This window comes from Streptomyces avidinii (assembly GCF_014650695.1).
In the GTDB taxonomy this organism is placed as follows: domain Bacteria; phylum Actinomycetota; class Actinomycetes; order Streptomycetales; family Streptomycetaceae; genus Streptomyces; species Streptomyces avidinii.
This window is the reverse complement of the sequence record NZ_BMVL01000033.1, coordinates 1-15,455: the sequence shown is the minus strand read 5'-3', so window position 1 is coordinate 15,455 and position 15,455 is coordinate 1. Positions and strand designations below refer to the sequence as shown.

Annotated in this window: 15 protein-coding genes; 12 read left to right on the top strand and 3 right to left on the bottom strand. The window is 72.2% G+C overall.

The features are described 5' to 3' along the window. From IE257_RS37380 to IE257_RS37345, 8 genes are all read left to right on the top strand, one after another. Nucleotides 1-205, top strand: a 205-nt coding sequence (locus tag IE257_RS37380) for a phosphopantetheine-binding protein (RefSeq protein ID WP_189974516.1), incomplete at its 5' end; no start/stop codon positions are given. Nucleotides 206-252: 47 nt separating this feature from the next. Next, nucleotides 253-1,302: a hypothetical protein gene (locus tag IE257_RS37375; protein WP_189974514.1), complete on the top strand. Its 1,050-nt coding sequence runs from the start codon at nucleotides 253-255 to the stop codon at nucleotides 1,300-1,302. After that, entirely contained in the window at nucleotides 1,295-2,176 is an 882-nt protein-coding gene (gene trpA, locus IE257_RS37370) for a tryptophan synthase subunit alpha (RefSeq protein ID WP_189974513.1), read from the top strand. Before IE257_RS37375 ends, trpA begins: the two co-directional genes overlap by 8 nt. Nucleotides 2,177-2,246: 70 nt before the next feature. Then, on the top strand, nucleotides 2,247-2,621 hold the full coding sequence (locus IE257_RS37365; protein WP_189974511.1) for an ectoine synthase: 375 nt from the start codon (nucleotides 2,247-2,249) through the stop codon (nucleotides 2,619-2,621). Between the two features lie 52 nt (nucleotides 2,622-2,673). Further along, the gene (locus IE257_RS37360) at nucleotides 2,674-3,819 is read left to right on the top strand and encodes an acyl-CoA dehydrogenase family protein (protein WP_189974509.1); all 1,146 of its coding nucleotides are present in this window, start codon (nucleotides 2,674-2,676) and stop codon (nucleotides 3,817-3,819) included. Next, a complete protein-coding gene (gene trpF / locus IE257_RS37355; protein WP_229920905.1) occupies nucleotides 3,816-4,565 on the top strand; it encodes a phosphoribosylanthranilate isomerase in 750 nt (249 codons plus the stop codon). The genes IE257_RS37360 and trpF overlap by 4 nt, the downstream gene beginning before the upstream one ends. Next, on the top strand, nucleotides 4,562-5,284 hold the full coding sequence (locus tag IE257_RS37350) for a beta/alpha barrel domain-containing protein (RefSeq protein ID WP_189974522.1): 723 nt from the start codon (nucleotides 4,562-4,564) through the stop codon (nucleotides 5,282-5,284). The genes trpF and IE257_RS37350 overlap by 4 nt, the downstream gene beginning before the upstream one ends. Continuing rightward, entirely contained in the window at nucleotides 5,281-6,129 is an 849-nt protein-coding gene (locus IE257_RS37345) for an alpha/beta hydrolase (protein WP_189974520.1), read from the top strand. Before IE257_RS37350 ends, IE257_RS37345 begins: the two co-directional genes overlap by 4 nt. Before the next feature lie 103 nt (nucleotides 6,130-6,232). On the opposite strand, the gene IE257_RS37340 is transcribed toward IE257_RS37345, so the two are convergent. From IE257_RS37340 to IE257_RS37330, 3 genes are read right to left on the bottom strand one after another with little or no spacing between them, the layout of a single operon-like run. Next, a complete protein-coding gene (locus IE257_RS37340) occupies nucleotides 6,233-6,868 on the bottom strand; it encodes a DUF6875 domain-containing protein (protein ID WP_189974507.1) in 636 nt (211 codons plus the stop codon). Further along, nucleotides 6,865-7,455, bottom strand: coding sequence for a hypothetical protein (locus IE257_RS37335; RefSeq protein WP_189974505.1), 591 nt, complete (start codon nucleotides 7,453-7,455; stop codon nucleotides 6,865-6,867). The genes IE257_RS37340 and IE257_RS37335 overlap by 4 nt, the downstream gene beginning before the upstream one ends. A gap of 58 nt (nucleotides 7,456-7,513) precedes the next feature. Further along, the gene (locus IE257_RS37330) at nucleotides 7,514-8,908 is read right to left on the bottom strand and encodes a pyridoxal phosphate-dependent decarboxylase family protein (protein WP_372452929.1); all 1,395 of its coding nucleotides are present in this window, start codon (nucleotides 8,906-8,908) and stop codon (nucleotides 7,514-7,516) included. A gap of 266 nt (nucleotides 8,909-9,174) precedes the next feature. On the opposite strand from IE257_RS37330, the gene IE257_RS37325 reads away from it, so the two are divergent. The 4 genes from IE257_RS37325 to IE257_RS37310 all read left to right on the top strand — a co-directional run bounded on the left by IE257_RS37325 (nucleotide 9,175) and on the right by IE257_RS37310 (nucleotide 15,359). Further along, a complete protein-coding gene (locus IE257_RS37325) occupies nucleotides 9,175-10,635 on the top strand; it encodes a multicopper oxidase family protein (RefSeq protein ID WP_189974503.1) in 1,461 nt (486 codons plus the stop codon). 137 nt (nucleotides 10,636-10,772) lie between these two features. Beyond that, nucleotides 10,773-12,956, top strand: coding sequence for a condensation domain-containing protein (locus IE257_RS37320; RefSeq protein WP_189974501.1), 2,184 nt, complete (start codon nucleotides 10,773-10,775; stop codon nucleotides 12,954-12,956). A 49-nt stretch (nucleotides 12,957-13,005) separates the two neighbouring features. Then, the gene (gene metK, locus IE257_RS37315; protein ID WP_189974499.1) at nucleotides 13,006-14,214 is read left to right on the top strand and encodes a methionine adenosyltransferase; all 1,209 of its coding nucleotides are present in this window, start codon (nucleotides 13,006-13,008) and stop codon (nucleotides 14,212-14,214) included. A 164-nt stretch (nucleotides 14,215-14,378) separates the two neighbouring features. Then, a complete protein-coding gene (locus tag IE257_RS37310) occupies nucleotides 14,379-15,359 on the top strand; it encodes a carbohydrate kinase family protein (RefSeq protein ID WP_189974498.1) in 981 nt (326 codons plus the stop codon). Nucleotides 15,360-15,455 lie beyond the last annotated feature (96 nt).

Sequence of the window (15,455 nt, the reverse complement as noted above, 5' to 3'; positions counted from 1 at the left end):
CACCGCCCCCGCCGAACTCGCCACCGACCACGACCTGCTCAACGACGGGGTCATCGACAGCCTGGGCGTCCTCAAGCTCATCGCCTGGGTCGAGGACCGCTTCGAGCTCGCCATCGGCGACGCCGACCTGGACCCCAACAACTTCCGCAGCGTCGAGGCGATCGACACCTTCATCACCGAATCCCGCCGCACCGCGGCCGCCTGAGCGGCCCCGCCACCACCACCCCGACGCAGACGAGACGGAGACCGACCGTGCACGACGCACTCACCGGCCTGCTGGAACAGCGAGCCCCGGTCGGCCGCGAGACCTGGCGGTCCTGGTGGGACCAGCTCGGCGACGGCGGCCTGGACCAGGCCCAGGCCGTCGCCCTGCTGGCCTCCCTGACCAGCCGGCTCCCCGACCACGAGACCCTGCGCCACCTGCTGGACTCGCTCGCCGAGCGCCGGCCGGCGACGCCGGTGACCACCGCCTGGGAAGGCACCGTGAACGTCGTCGGCACCGGCGGCGGACCCCGGACCTTCAACATCTCCACCGCTGCGGCGTTCGTCGCCGCCGCAGCCGGCGTCAAGGTCGTCAAAACCGGCTCCCGCGCCTACACCAGCTCACTCGGCTCCGTCGACCTGCTGGAGCGGCTCGGAATCCGTCTCACCTCCTCCCGCGCCCAGACCGAGGACACCCTCGCCGCCCACGGAATCGCCTTCGCCGGACCCTTCGTCTACCCGACCCAACTGACCCGGCTGGCACGGACCGTGGCCCCCCACAGCATGAAACCCTTCGGCCGGTTCCTGAACGCACTGGGCCCCTTCCTCGCCGACCTGCCGGTGACCGCCCAGGTCACCGGGGTCTCGGCGGCCGCCCCCCTCGACACCCTGCGCCATCTCGCCCGATCCACCACCACCCGCCGGATCTGGCTCACCTCCAACGACACCGGCGCGGACGAACTGCTGCCCTTCGCGACCAACACCATCCACGGGGAGAACTCCCTGACCCGGATCATCCGCCCCGGCGAACTCACCCCGGGCGACGGCTCCTTCGCCGACCTGCGGCCGGCCACCGACACCACCGCGGCCGCCGCGCACTTCCTGACCGTCCTGGCCGGCGACGCCGGCCGGATCGCCACCCGCACCGTCTGCCTCGGCGCGGCCGCCCTGATCGTCGCCTCCGGCACCCGACGCGACTGGCTCTCGGCGGTCTCCCTCGCCGAGGAAGCCATCCGCTCCGGAGCCGCCCACGACCTCGCACAGCGCCTCGCGGCCGCCCCGGCCCCCGCCCCCCGCACCCTGGCGGTGACCGGTGCCTAGCCCCGCAAGCCCGGCCCGGGCGGCGGGGACGGCCACCGCCCCGACCGCGACACCGGCCCCCGCCCCCTTCTTCACCCGCCGCACCCCGGACGGACCCCCCGCACTCGCCCTCTTCCTCAACGCCGGCGACCCGCCCCTGCCCACCCTGCGCGACCTGGTCCTCATGCTCGACGAAGAAGGCGTGGACTGCCTCGAACTGGCCGTCCCCTTCCCCGACTCGGTCACCGACGGCCCCGTCATCCGCCGCTCGGCCCGCCGGGCACTGGACCGCGGCGGCGCCGACCTGGACGACGTACTCGCCTTCATCGCCGACGTACGGCCGCACCTCACCCACCTGCGGATCGCCCTCCTCGCCGACTGGAGCCACTCCCTCAAACACCGGGACCTGACCACCACCACCCGCGAGATCGCCGCCGCCGGCGCGGACGGACTCCTCCTCCACGCCCTGCCCCCACGGCTGCGCGCCACCCACCTGGAATCGGCCGCAGCAGCAGGCCTGCCCGTCGTCACCACCTGCTACACGAAAAGCCCCCCCACCACCCAGGCCCAGGCCGCCGCACAGGCCTCCGCATACCTCTACCTCGTCGCCCACTACGGACGCAGCGGAACCGCACCCGCCACCGGCCACGCCGCGCTGGCACAGACGGTCACCGCACTCCGGGCGCACACGACGTCCCCGATCGCCGTCGGCTTCGGGGTCAGCACACGAGCGGACGTCCAGGCCGTCGGCGCCGCCGGCGCCGACGCCGCGATCATCGGCTCCGCCGCGGTCGCCGCCGTCGAACGGGCCCAGGAAGCCGGCACCGACGTGACCGAAGCCTTCCGCACCTTCGTCCGCTCCGTCCTGCCCGCAACACCGCACCGAACCGCCTGACCGGCGGGAAAGCGAGCTCCACCCCTCACCCGAACCATCCCGTGCACCACCCTCACACCAGGAGACTGCCATGATCGTTCGCGACATCGAGACCGTGAAGACCGTCGAGTGGGGCAACGGCCTCAGCCGCCGCTTCCTCCTCGCCGAGGACGGCCTGGGCTACTCGCTCACCGACACCACCGTCCTCGCGGGCACCAAGTCCCGCCTGGAGTACGTCAACCACCTCGAGGCCTGCTACTGCATCGAGGGCTCCGGTGAGGTCATCGAGCTCGACGGCACCTCCCACGAGATCGTCCCGGGCCGCATGTACGCACTCGACCAGCACGACGCCCACTTCCTCGTCGCCAGCCCCCACGAGGACCTGCGCCTGGTCTGCGTCTTCTCGCCCGCCCTGCGCGGCGACGAGGTCCACAGCCTCGACGCCCACAGCTCCTCCGCCTACTGAGGCACCCGACGCACCACCCATCCTCACCATCACCGAATCAAAGGGGTCCCTCGTGATCCGTTGGAACGCCGACCAGGCAGATCTGCGCGACGGCCTGGAGCGGTGGGGAGACGCACTCAGCGCAGACCACATCGAACTCGACGAGCAGTCCGCCTTCTCGGAGGACAAGTGGAAGCTCGTCCAGAAGACCGGCATCCTCTCACTGCCCTTCGACGAGGACCACGGAGGCCTCGGACAGTCACTCCTGACCACCATGTACGTACTGGAGGGCCTCGGCGAGTACAACCGCGACGCGGGCCTCAGCTTCTGCATCACCACCTCCATCTGCTCCACCGGCATCCCCCTCCAGCAGTTCGGCACCACCGAACAAAAAGAGCGCTACCTGCACCGGATCTGCTCGGGCGAGGCAATCGGCGCCCACGCCATCACCGAGGCCGAGGGCGGCTCCGACGCCATGGCCATGACCACCAGGGCCGTCCGCGACGGCGACGACTTCGTCATCAACGGCAGCAAGGCCTTCGTCAGCAACGGCCCCATCGCCGACGTGATCGTGGTCTACGCCCGCACCCACCCGGACGGCGGCCCGCTCGGGACCACCGCCTTCCTGGTCGACCGCAACACCCCGGGCCTGAGCGCCGGCAAACCCATCAAGAAGATGGGCCTGCGCACCTCACCGCTCAGCGAACTGTTCTTCGACGACGTACGGGTACCGAAAACCGCGGTCCTCGGCCGCGTCGGAGGCGGCTTCCTGGTCCTGGACCACGTGATGAAACGGGAGATCCTCTTCTCCTTCATCGTCAACGTGGGGGAGATGCAGCACCGGCTGGAACGGTGTGTCGAGTACGCGAAGACGCGTAAGTCGTTCGGAAAGGCGATCGGTTCGTACCAGACGATCGCCAACAAGATCGTCGACACGAAGATCCAGCTGGAGACCGCCCGCAAGTGGCTCTACGACACGGGCGAAAAACTCGAGGCCGGCGAGAACATCACCACCGACCTCGCCATCTCCAAAATCGTCACCAGCGAGTCCAACCTCGCCACCAGCCTCACCGCCGTACAGATCTTCGGCGGCCACGGCTACATGGCCGAGTTCGGCCTGGAGCAGGACGTGCGCAACGCCGTGGGCGGCACGATCTACTCCGGCACCAACGAAATCCAGTACAACCGCATCGCCTCGATGCTGGGACTGGGCAAGTGAGCACCACCCGCCCCCTGTCCCGGACCCTGCTCAAGGTCTGCGGGGCCACCACCCCGCAGGACATCGAGGCCGCGGCGGCCGCCGGGGCGGACTGCGTCGGCCTCTGGCACGGCGTACCCGGCGGCCCCAGCGAACTGGACCGGAACGGGCTCGCCGCCCTCGCGGCGGCGGCCCGCTCCACCGGACTCCTGCCGGTCCTGGTGACGTTCCTGTCCGACGCCGGTGAACTCGCCGCGATCGCGGCGCACACCGGCGTCGGCTGGGTCCAACTCCACGCCTACCAACCCCCCGCCCTCGTACGGGCCCTGCGCGAGGCACTCCCCGCGGACGTCGGCATCGTCAAGGTGCTCCACGTCCAGGAGAACGGCGGCTGCGTGGAACGCCCCCTGATCGGAGCCTACGACCGGGCCGGCACCGACCTCTTCCTCCTCGACACCGCCACCGGCGACGGCCGCATCGGCAGCACCGGCGCCGCCCTCGCCCCCGACCGCGTCACCGCCCTGCTGCCCCGCCTGACCCGCCCCTTCCTCCTCGCCGGCGGCCTGACCCCCGCCAACCGCCCCGCCTACGAGGACGTCGTCCACCACCCCGGATTCCGCGGCATCGACGTCGACACCGCCGCCCGCACCACCACCGGCGGCTTCGGCGTCCCGCAGATCGCCGCCCTGGCCCGCGCCTGGCGCACCGGCACCGGCACCCGCCACGCCCCCCTCCCCGACCACCCCCGACTGGAGCTGTCGCGATGACGAAGGACCACCGGACCGGCTTCCCTTTTCTCGAGGCCCTCCAGGCCTCCCCGACCCCCGTGGTGATGGAGGTGAAACGACGCGACGCCCACGGCTACGACATGCTCGGCGGCAGAACCCCGGCCGCCATCGTCGGCGCCTACGAGAGCGCGGGCGCGCCCTGCGTCTCGGTGGTGACGGGCCGCTGGTTCGGCGGCTCACCGGCCCTGCTGCGCGACGTGGCCGCACTGACCGCACTGCCCATCCTCCAGAAGGACTTCATCACCAGAAAGGACCAGATCCGCACCGCCAGGGAGCTCGGCGCCTCCGCCGTGCTGCTCACCGCGGCCCTGCTGCCGGCGTCGAGCATGCGGACCCTGGTCACCGAATGCCTGCTGACCGGCCTCACCCCCTTCGTCGAGATCACGAACGAGAGCGAACTCGCAACGGTCCACCACCCCGAGGAATGCGTCATCGCCGTCAACAACAAGGACATCAAGACCCGCGAACGCGGCGCCGGCGACCTCGGCCGCTCCCTGGACCTGCTGCCCGCCGTCCGCGCCGCCGGCGCCGCCTGCCCGGTCAGCGCCAGCGGCATCGACAGCCCGCACACCGCCGCCGCACTCCTGGACGCCGGCTTCGGCGGCCTCCTCGTGGGCACCTCACTGCTGCGCACCGGCTCGCCCGCCGCCTGGGTGGACGCCATGGAAGGCACACGAAAGGGGCTGGCGGTCCGATGACGACACAGCACCCCCACACCCGGCCCTACACCCTCAACGCGGGCGGCATCACCCTCTCGGCACTCCTGGCCCTGCCCCAGGACGGCACCCCGACCCGCGCCACGATCCTGGCCATCCACGGCCGCGGCATGCGAGCCGCGTACTGGAACTCCCTCGTCCCCGTGGCCACCAGCCTGGGCCACGCCGTCCTGGCCGTCGACCGCCCCGGCTACGGGGACTCCGCCGACCGGCTGCCCGAGGGCCAGACCCTGGCCGGCCAGGCCGAAACCCTCCACGCCGCCCTCAAGGAGCACGCCGCCGACTACGACATCGGCGCCGGAATCCTCCTGCTGGGCCACTCCGACGGCGGCAAGGTCGCCCTCCACACCGCAGCCGCCGACGGCGGCGGCACCCCCCTGCTCGGCGTGGACGCCTCCGGCGTCGGCTACCACTACAACCCCGAGGCCCTGCACTTCCCCTCCACCCTGGGCGCCGGCGCCACCAAACTCAACTGGGGCCCCCTGAACCTCTACCCGCGCGGCACCTTCCAGGCCAGCCGCACCCTGCTCGCCGCGACACCACCGCTCGAGTCCGCGGAAACCCTGCGCTGGACCGGCCAGTACGAGGCACTGGCCCCCCACGTCCGCGTCCCCGTCCGCCTCACCTTCGCCGAACACGAGGCCTGGTGGCACCTGGAGGCCCCCACCCTGTCCGCGATGACCTCCCGACTGACGGCCGCACCCTCCGTCACCGTCGACCACCTGGCCGCCTCCGGCCACAACATCAGCCTGGGCCACACCGCCCCCGCCTACCACCTGCGCGTCCTGACCTTCCTGGAGGACTGCCTGCGGGCCGCCCCGCACTGAGCCACCCGCCCCACGCACCGCCCGCACCGCCCCACGCACCGCCCGACAGACCGAGGCCCCGGTGGCAGACGCCACCGGGGCCACAGCCGTGCCCGCACCACTGTCAGGCGGCCACCACCCGGCTCACCAACTGGTCCCGGATCCGCGACGGCAGAGCCGGCGCGAAACGCTGCAGATAGTGATCCATGTGCAGGTCGTCACCCACCAGGAACGGCAGATCGAACACCAGCAGCTTGCGAACCGCCAGCAGCGGCACCGGAGAACGCAGCGGCCGGAACGCCTCGTTGTACAGGCCCGGCTCCTCGCACACCGGATGGAACTGACCGATCATCAGCCCCTCCGCCACGAACTCGTCCTTCGCCTTGCGCTGCAGCTCGTCCAGCTCCACCGAATCCGTCGGATCGAACCCCGGCAGCACCAGCAGGATCGTCAGCAGCTCACGGTCCTCCGGCGCCAGCCGCTGCGCAAGCACCGCATGACGCGTACGCAGCGAGTCGACCGCGGAGGCAAGGTCCTCACACCCCGCCGCCGGCACCGCCAGATGGAACAGCTCCTTGCGCAGCGAAGGCTGCGTGTACGGGCACACCGGGCCACTGCGCCCCAGCTCGGGATGGCTGGAGACCAGGAACTCCCTACTCCACATCAACACCTGCAGCAGCGGCCCGAGATGCTCCGCCGGAGCCTCACCGCGGGCTATCTCACCGGCGGTCCACGACTGGATCAGATCGTCTCCCCTCATCGGGGGTCCCTCCACATGGGTCGCAGTACAGGTCCTTCGTCGGGCAGCGCGATGTCCGCGCCCAGGAGCCGGAAACCGGCACGCCGGCCGGCCGCCTCACCGCCCGGGGAGCTGGCCTCCACATAGGCGCCGACGCCCTCGGCATCCGCACGGGCCACCACCCGGCCCAGCAGCCCCGACATCAGGCCGCTCTGCTGCCGGCCGGGTCGGACCGCCCCGAAGGAGACGTAGTAGTGCGGCGCGCCGTGCGGATGGGCCGCCTCCTGCAGGCCCGCGATGGTGCGCATCGCATCCGCGTACTCGCCCAGAACATCGGCGAACGCCGCGTCCAGGGCCTTCTCGTCCGGCTCGGCGCCGGGCGGCAGGAACAACAGCACCGCGTCGCCGTCCGGGCTGGTGAGCACCCCGTCGAAGGCGGCGGACAGTTCCACGAACACCCGGAACAACCCGGGCAGCAGCTCACCGCGCCGCCGCTCGCCGGGGATCATCCAGCGGGTCAGGGCGTCCTCCTGGAAACAGGTGGCGAGCAGGGCGGACAGGTCGGTGACGGCCGATGGACTCAGCCGGTTCAAAGGCAGGGCAGACAAGGCAGGGCCTCCGGTCAGGTGACGGGATGGAGGAAGGACACAAGAAGGGGGGGAGAGGTCAGGGCGTGGCCCGGGCGTCGGCCGCGAGTTCCGCGACACGGGCGTGCAGGGTCGGCAGGTAGTGCTCGGACTCCGGTTTGATCAGGACACTGCGGATCACCCGAGCCTCCTGCGCGTCCCGCACCACGCCCGGGTGACGCCGTACGAACGCATCCGCGTCCGCACGCAGCACACTCAGGAACACCGGGTCCGCCTCCGCCGTCATCCCCGCACGCAGCAGCCGCTCCGACGCCGCGTCGATCGAGGACAGCGCGCGGTCGGCGGTCGCCGGGAAGTACGTGACGATGTCGAGGTCCGGGCGCTGGTACAGCTCCAGCTCCCCGGACGCGTCCAGCAGGTCCGCCCACCGCAGCGCGGCCCGCCGGTTCGCAGCCAGGATCCGCCCGAACCCGTCCGGGGTCAGCGGCAGCAGCTGCAGCGTCAGCCACAGCGCGGCGGCCGCCGCACCCGCCCGCGAGCACTCCAGGCTGATCTCGCCCAGGTGCAGCTCGGCGTCGGTGAAATAGGTGTACGGCGAATCGTGCGCGAAGTGCCGCCCGGCCCGCGGATCGGGAAAGAGCACCGCCCCGCACCCGTACGGCTGCAGCCCCTGCTTGTGCGGGTCCACCACCACCGAGTCGCAGCCGGCGATCGCCCGCCAGGGCGCCGGGTCGACGCCGCCGGCCCCCACCCGGCCCAGGACCGCGTAGAACCCGCCGTACGCCGCGTCCACGTGCACCCGCACCCCGTACCGGCGCGCCAGCGCCAGCACCTCGTGCACCGGGTCGACCGCCCCCAGCCCGGTCGTGCCGGTGGTGACCACGACCGTCCCGATCCGCCCGCCGCGCAGCGCACCCTCCAACGCATCGAGATCGATACGGCCGTACCCGTCGACGGGGATGCGGTGGCCCTCCACGCCCAGCACGTGGCACATCCGCTCGTGCGTGTAGTGGCACTCGGAGCTGTAGGCGATCCCACGCCCGGGGTGCACCTGCCGGGCCACGTACAGGGCCTCCAGGTTGGCCATCGTGCCACTGGTGGTGAGGTGCCCGACATGCGCGTCGAACCCGAACATGCCGGCCAGCGCGGCGACCGCCTCGCGCTCCATCTCGGTGGTCGCCGGACCACCCTCGGCGGCATGGTTGTTGGGATTGAACAGCATCGCGGTCAGATAGCCGGTGACGGCCGCCGGGTGCGGCGGCTTGACCATCTGCCCGGCGTAACGCGGGTGGAAGAACGGATAGTTGTGGTCCATCCGCTTGGCCAGCCGATCGAACGCCTCGGTGAACGCATCGGATGCGACCCGGTGCGCCTCATGGCTCTCGTACGGGCCGAACTGACCGCCCCACCGCTCCGCCACCCCGAGCGCGCGCGGCAGCCAGTCGCGTAAGTCGTGCAGGTCCCTCAGGTCCACGGGTGCCTCCCCCCAGCGGCCGCCCCGATCGGCGGCACAGTCGCGCGTACGCGGTCGTACGTACGCACGAGGAGCCTTGCCCAGCCCCCGCAAGGCCCGCGCAACGCCGAACCCCCGCACACCATCCGGGCTCGAGCCGCCCGCAAGCCGCATCTGGTGCACTCGCGGCGCGCCACCTGCGCGGCACCACCACGCGCCGGCCCCGGCAGCGCGAACGGCCCCCTCCCGGACGGCCCGCGCACCCACCCTTCCCAGGAGGACATCCCATGGTCACCAGACGCAGCCTGCTCGGCGGAGCCGTCGCCGCGACCGGCGCCGGCCTGCTCACCGCCGGCGGGCTGACGCCACTGCTCGCCTCCGGATCCGCACAGGCCGACTCCGCCGGCGCAGGCCCGGTCACCGTCCCGCCGCCCTTCACCGTGCGGATGCCGACCCTGCCGGTCCTCTCACCGATATCCGGGCCCGCCGGCCAGGACACCTACGCCGTCACGATCAAGGAAGCCGCACGGGAGATCATCCCCGGGGTGCGCACCAAGGTCCTCACCTACGACGGCCACTTCCCCGGCCCCGTCCTGCGGGCCCGCACCGGACGCAAAGTCGTCATCCGCCACCGCAACACCCTCACCATGCCCGTCGCGGTCCACCTCCACGGCGGCAACGTCTCCCCGGACAACGACGGCGGCCCCATGGACACCTTCGCCCCGGGCACCTCCCGCACCTACACCTACCCCAACCAGCAGCCGGGCGCCGGCCTCTGGTTCCACGACCACGCACACCACATGGAGTCCGAGCACGTCTTCCGCGGCCTGTCCGCCACCTACCTGCTCTCCGACGACAACGAACGCTCCCTGCCACTGCCCGCCGGCCAGTACGAGGTCCCCATCGCCCTGCGCGACGCCCGCTTCGACGAGAGCGGACAGCTGGTCTACGTCATGGACGACGCCTTCGGCCGCACCACCATCCTCGCCAACGGCCGCCCCACCCCCTACTTCGAGGTCGCCGCCCGCAAATACCGCTTCCGGCTGCTGAACTCCTCCAACATGCGCTTCTTCCAGCTGCGCCTGTCCGACGGCGGCCAGATGATCCAGATCGGCTCGGACGGCGGACTGCTGGAACGCCCCTTCACCACCGACACCATCGGACTGTCCCCGGCGGAACGGGCCGACGTGGTCATCGACTTCTCCCGCTACCCCGTCGGCACCAAGATCGTCCTGGAGAACACCCTCGGCCCCGGCACCCCCGACCAGGTCGGCAAGGTGATGCGCTTCGACGTCGTACGCACCGCCCCCGACCCCAGCCGCGTCCCGAACGCACTGCGCACCCTCGCCGCCCTGCCGCCCGCCACCGTGCAGCGCACCGTCGTCCTGAGCATGGACGAGGACGGCCGGCAGGAACCGCAGGGCTTCATGGACGGACAGGTCTGGGACCACCACCGCATCGACCAGACCATCACCCACGGCACCTCGGAGATCTGGACCGTCACCAACGCCAACAAGCTCGTCCCGCACAACTTCCACATGCACCTGGTCCAGTTCCGGCTCCTGGAACGCAACGGCGCCCCGGTCGGACCGGCCGAGGCCGGCCTCAAGGACACCGTCCGCCTCTTCCCCGGCGAGACCGTCAAACTCCACGCCACCTTCGACACCTACAGGGGCACCTACGTCTACCACTGCCACCTCCTGGACCACTCGGCGATGGGAATGATGGCCAACTTCCGGATCCGCTGACGGGATCCCGACTCGATGCGCGCTCAAGGACGGGCCGAGGACCGGGCGGAAGAATCCTCGACAACAGACCATGTCCGGCCGTGTCCCCCACGAGTCCTGCATGTGTCCGAAACCGAAAGGGAAGAGGAGGGAAGCCGATGGCCCGCACCGTGGTCATGACCGTGGTGCTCACACCCGGCCCTCCCACCTCCCTCGACCTCCACGGCAGCCTCACCCCTGCCGCGCTCACCGCCGCCCTCGCGTCGCTGCCACCGTGCACCCCGACGCTGCAGCGGCACACCGACCACCACCACACCCTCACCCTGCCCCCGCCGCCGTTCCCCGCAGGCCGGCTCTGCGACCTGCTCACCGGAGCCACGGCGGCCCGGCAGGCGCCCCACCCCGCCCGGGACGGCGCAGGCACCCCCTGCACCCGGCACCCCGAATGCGCCCGCCACCACGGCCGCACCCCACACCCCGCACGCACCCCACACCCCGCATGCACCACCGCGGAGCCCGAAGGGCCCCCACCCGCCACACCCCTGCAACGCGAGGTACTCCTCGACGCGATGACCCACCCCGGCACCGGCCTTCACGTGGAACAACTCCACTGGCGCTGGTACGGACCTCTGGACGCCCGGCGCTTCACCGCCGCCTGGCAGACCCTCCACGACAGCGAGGCAGTGCTGCGCACCGCCCTGGCCAGGCCCGCCGCACCCGGCACCGGCCCGCTCATCTCCGTACACCCGCACGCCGCCCCGCAACTGGAACGCCACCCCCGCGGCAGCGAGGACTGGCACGCACTGCTGCTCAGCGAGCGCATGCGGGAATTCGACCTCCACCGGCCCGGCACGGCCCTGCGCATCGCCCTGCTGGAAGAGCCCGGCCAGGTGTACCGCATCCTGCTGACCTACCACCAGGCACTGCTCGACGGATGGAGCGCACGGGTGCTCCGACGCACCCTGTACCGGGCCTACCTCGCCGACGGCCGGCCCCTCGGCAGCGAACGACGCCCCGACCTCCGCGACCACATGCACTGGCTCGACCGCCGCAACCAGGCACCCGCCCGCGCCTTCTGGGCCCGCGCCGGCGCCCCGGCCGGCACCGCCGGCCTCCCCGGCCGGCCCGACCCGACCCGCCCCGACCGGCAGCCCGGCGCCGGCCCCCGCCGCCGCGGCCACGGCCGCACCCGCCAACGCCTCACCCCCTACGAGGCCCTGCGCCTGCGCCACTGGGCGGCCGACCGGGGCGCGACCGAAAGCACCGCCCTGCACACCGTCTGGGCCCTCCAGCTCCACCGCGCCAACCCCACCGCCCCCGCGGTCGCCTTCGCCGCGGCCGTCTCCGGCCGCGGCATCCCGCTGCCCGGCGCCGACCGCCTCCCGGGCCCGCTGCGCGGCGCCCTCCCGCTGCACGTCCGCATCGACCCGGCCACCCCCCTGACCCGCCTGCTCACCACCCTGGCGGGCCAGGCCCTCGAAGCGGCCTCCCACGAATGGGTCTCCCCGGGCCAGGCGGCACTGTGGTCCCCGCCGGCCACCGACCCCACCGACCACCCCGACCCCGCCGCCACCCACCCGGTCCCCGACTCGCTCATCGCCTTCGAAGCGACCCCACCCCCCGCACCCGCCGACGACCCCGTCCACACCGAACTCGCCACCGAGGGCATACGGGTCGGCCCCGCCGAAACCGTCGCAGCGCACACCGCACGCCCCCTCACCGTCACCGCACACCACGACGCCACCGGCGCCCTCGTCCTGACCTGCGTGTACGACCGGACCCGCATCGCCGACGCCGACGCCGCAGAAACCCTCGCCCAGACCACCCTGCTGCTGCGCGAACTGCCCCACGCCCCCGGCGGAGCCACCACCGTCGCCGACGCCCTGGCCCTGCTCGACGGCACCCCCGTACCCCGCGTCACCGCGTCCACGGCCCGCACCCTGCGGATCCTGCGCGCGGCCTCCCGTACCGGCGCCGGCACGATCTGCCTGGTCCCGCCGCCCGACGCACCACCGGGCTGCTACGACGCACTCGCCGCCGCCTACCCCGGCCCGCAGGCCCTGACCACCGTGGCGCCGCCCGCCGACGCGAGCACCGTACTCGCGGCGCTGCGCCCCGCCCTCGCCCGCGGCGAACCCCTGCTGCTGGGCGGCTTCTCCGGCGCCGGCTCCCTCGCCTGCGCGGTCGCCGAACGCATCGCCTCGCACGGCTGGCACCCGCCCCTCGTCGCGATCGGCGGCGCCCTCACCACCGAAGGCGAAGGGGGCCCCGACCCGGTCCGCGCCCTCGCCCGAACCCTGGAGACGGCCGCGGCGGCAGCCACCACCACCGCCCGGCCCTGACCGCCCCCCTGCCCGACCCGACACCCCGTCCCACACCACCAGGAGTGACATGTCCCGTCGTCTGTTCACCTCGGAATCCGTGACCGAGGGACACCCCGACAAGATCGCCGACCAGATCAGCGACACGATCCTCGACGCGCTGCTCGCCCAGGACCCGACCTCGCGCGTCGCGGTCGAGACACTGATCACCACCGGTCTTGTGCACATCGCGGGCGAGGTGACGACGCAGGCCTACGCACCGATAGCGCAGCTCGTACGCGACAAGATCCTGGAGATCGGCTACGACTCGTCCGTCAAGGGCTTCGACGGCGCCTCCTGCGGCGTGTCCGTCTCGATCGGCGCCCAGTCCCCGGACATCGCCCAGGGCGTCGACACCGCCTACGAGACCCGGGTGGAAGGCGATCAGGACGAACTCGACCAGCAGGGCGCCGGCGACCAGGGCCTGATGTTCGGCTACGCCACCGACGAGACCCCCGAACTCATGCCGCTGCCCATCCACCTCGCCCACCGGCTCTCCCGCCGGCTCTCCGAGGTCCGCAAGAACGGCACCCTCCCCTACCTGCGCCCCGACGGCAAGACCCAGGTCACCATCGAGTACGACGGCGACAAGGCCGTCCGCCTGGACACCGTCGTCGTCTCCTCCCAGCACGCCTCCGACATCGACCTGGAAGCACTGCTGGCCCCCGACATCAAGGCCCACGTGGTCGAGCACGTCCTCGCCCGGCTCGCCGACGACGGCATCAAACTGGAGACCGCCGGCTACCGCCTCCTGGTCAACCCCACCGGCCGCTTCGAGATCGGCGGCCCGATGGGCGACGCCGGCCTCACCGGCCGCAAGATCATCATCGACACCTACGGCGGCATGGCCCGCCACGGCGGCGGCGCCTTCTCCGGCAAGGACCCCTCCAAGGTCGACCGCTCCGCCGCCTACGCCATGCGCTGGGTCGCCAAGAACGTGGTCGCCGCCGGCCTCGCCTCCCGCTGCGAGGTCCAGGTCGCGTACGCCATCGGCAAGGCCGAGCCCGTCGGCCTGTTCGTCGAGACCTTCGGCACCGAGAAGACCGACATCACCCGGATCGAGGACGCCATCGCCGAGGTCTTCGACCTCCGCCCGGCCGCCATCATCCGCGACCTCGACCTGCTGCGCCCCATCTACGCCCAGACCGCCGCCTACGGCCACTTCGGCCGTGAACTGCCGGACTTCACCTGGGAGCGCACCGACCGCGCCGAGCTGCTCAAGGCCGCCGCCGGCGCCTGAACGCCCCCCGAGGGGTCCGGGCGGGCGGCGCCGAGCGCCCACCGGCGCCGCCCGCCCCGCACCCCGCACCCGCACACCCCGTGCCTCACATCTCCAGCCCAGCCCAGCCCAGCCCAGCCCAGCACCTCGCCCCGCCGACCACAGACCAGCTCACAGGAGTCCACGTGCGTATCGCGGTGACCGGATCCATCGCCACAGATCACCTCATGGCCTTCCCGGGCCGGTTCGTAGACCAGCTGCTCCCCGACCAGCTGCACCACATCTCCCTGTCCTTCCTCGTCGACACCCTCGAGGTGCGGCGCGGGGGAGTGGCCGCCAACATCGCCTACGGCCTCGGCGGCCTGTGCCTGACCCCCCTCCTCGCGGGCGCCGTCGGCTCCGACTTCGCCGAGTACGAGGTCTGGCTCAAGGAACACGGAGTCGACACCGGCGCGGTGCACGTCTCCGCCGAGCACCAGACCGCCCGCTTCATGTGCATGACCGACCAGGACTCCAACCAGATCGCCTCCTTCTACGCGGGCGCGATGGCCGAGTCCGCCCGCATCGACCTGCACACCCTGCACGCCCGCACCCCCCTCGACCTGATCCTCGTCTCGCCCAACGACCCCGGCGCGATGGTCCGCCACACCGAACAGGCACGGGAACTGGGCATCGCCTTCGCCGCCGACCCCTCACAGCAGCTCGCCCGCCTCACCGGCGCCGAAGTACGCACCCTCGTCACCGGAGCACGCTGGCTCTTCACCAACGAGTACGAGTCCGCACTGCTGCGCGAACGCGCCGAATGGAGCCACGAGGAGGTCCTCGACCGCGTCGGCACCTGGATCACCACCCTCGGCGCACAGGGCGTCCGCATCGACACCAAGGACGCGCCCACCCTCACCGTCCCCGCCGTCCCCGACGTCCGCGCCGAGGACCCCACCGGCGTCGGAGACGCCTTCCGCTCCGGCTTCCTGGCCGCCGTCGGCTGGGGACTGCCGCTGGAGACCGCCGCCCAACTCGGCTGCGCGATGTCCGCGCTGGTCCTCCAGGCCGTGGGCTCGCAGTCCTACGAGGTCGAGCCCGCCCGGCTCCTCGCCACCGTCCGCACGGTGTACGGGGAGCAGGCGGCCGGACTGCTGGCACCGAAACTGGAGCAGCCGGCATGACGACACACACACCGAACGCGCAGGAACGGGTGAGCACCCTCCGGGAGGCGCTTGCGACCCGTGTGGTCGTCGCCGACGGGGCCATGGGGACGATGC

Excerpts from the sequence above, each read along its gene's own strand:
- metK (WP_189974499.1), top strand. The coding sequence starts at position 13,006 with ATGTCCCGTCGTCTGTTCACCTCGGAATCCGTGACCGAGGGACACCCC.
- IE257_RS37350 (WP_189974522.1), top strand. The coding sequence starts at position 4,562 with ATGACGAAGGACCACCGGACCGGCTTCCCTTTTCTCGAGGCCCTCCAG.
- IE257_RS37320 (WP_189974501.1), top strand. The coding sequence starts at position 10,773 with ATGGCCCGCACCGTGGTCATGACCGTGGTGCTCACACCCGGCCCTCCC.
- IE257_RS37325 (WP_189974503.1), top strand. The coding sequence starts at position 9,175 with ATGGTCACCAGACGCAGCCTGCTCGGCGGAGCCGTCGCCGCGACCGGC.
- IE257_RS37340 (WP_189974507.1), bottom strand. The coding sequence starts at position 6,868 with ATGAGGGGAGACGATCTGATCCAGTCGTGGACCGCCGGTGAGATAGCC.
- IE257_RS37365 (WP_189974511.1), top strand. The coding sequence starts at position 2,247 with ATGATCGTTCGCGACATCGAGACCGTGAAGACCGTCGAGTGGGGCAAC.
- IE257_RS37345 (WP_189974520.1), top strand. The coding sequence starts at position 5,281 with ATGACGACACAGCACCCCCACACCCGGCCCTACACCCTCAACGCGGGC.